The 528-nt window shown below is 58.0% G+C and carries 1 protein-coding gene and 1 pseudogene; both read left to right on the top strand.

Translation table 11 applies throughout. The features are described from left to right. The first annotated feature begins 34 nt into the window (after positions 1-34). Positions 35-367 carry a helix-turn-helix domain-containing protein gene (locus tag AB9F26_RS22270; RefSeq protein ID WP_369769129.1) on the top strand — a complete coding sequence of 111 codons (333 nt, stop codon included), beginning with the start codon at positions 35-37 and terminating at the stop codon, positions 365-367. Positions 368-376: 9 nt separating this feature from the next. Next, positions 377-528: pseudogene (locus AB9F26_RS22265) on the top strand (IS30 family transposase); the annotation flags it as partial.

Below are 528 nucleotides of genomic sequence, written 5' to 3'. Positions count from 1 at the left end.
ACGAACGTTTTATACAGATACGCAGAAGTCGGAGATGTGGGATCCCTCTCAGCCATGCAAGCATCGCCAGTCGGCAGTGGAGGGCCGCGCGGAGCGGGTGAGATCACGTTTGGCGCCGACACTTAATGATCGTGAGGAGATATCGAGGGGGCTGCGTGGAGAGATGTCTTTGCGATCAATTGCAAGATTCCTGAAACGATCAGCCGCCATGGCGCAACCAAAAAGTATCGTGCGGCACGATCAGATGCCGCAGCGTGGGACCCATTGGCGACAGGTGATGGGCACAATCACCGAGAGGGGCTCACCGCGCAAAACCCTGCAAGCTGGCAGGCAATGCCTATCTCTGCCGCGCCATATCGATCCGTGACAGAGGGCCGAGATCGAAGACCGCGCAGTCCCGGGCCACAGGAAAGGCGATCTGATTGCAGGTTCCGAGAACAAGGACAGAAACAGCGTTACCCAAGCCTTGATCAAACAGTCCCGCAAGCTGGCCAAAGAGCTGTACCGCTCACTGACTTGGGACCGCGG

The organism is Falsihalocynthiibacter sp. BN13B15 (assembly GCF_041205415.1).
Lineage (GTDB): Bacteria > Pseudomonadota > Alphaproteobacteria > Rhodobacterales > Rhodobacteraceae > Falsihalocynthiibacter > Falsihalocynthiibacter arcticus.
This window is presented reverse-complemented; position numbering and strand designations above follow the sequence as displayed.

What these genes read in the sequence shown, in the direction of transcription:
- AB9F26_RS22270 (WP_369769129.1), top strand. Translation starts at nt 35, where the DNA reads ATGTGGGATCCCTCTCAGCCATGCAAGCATCGCCAGTCGGCAGTGGAG.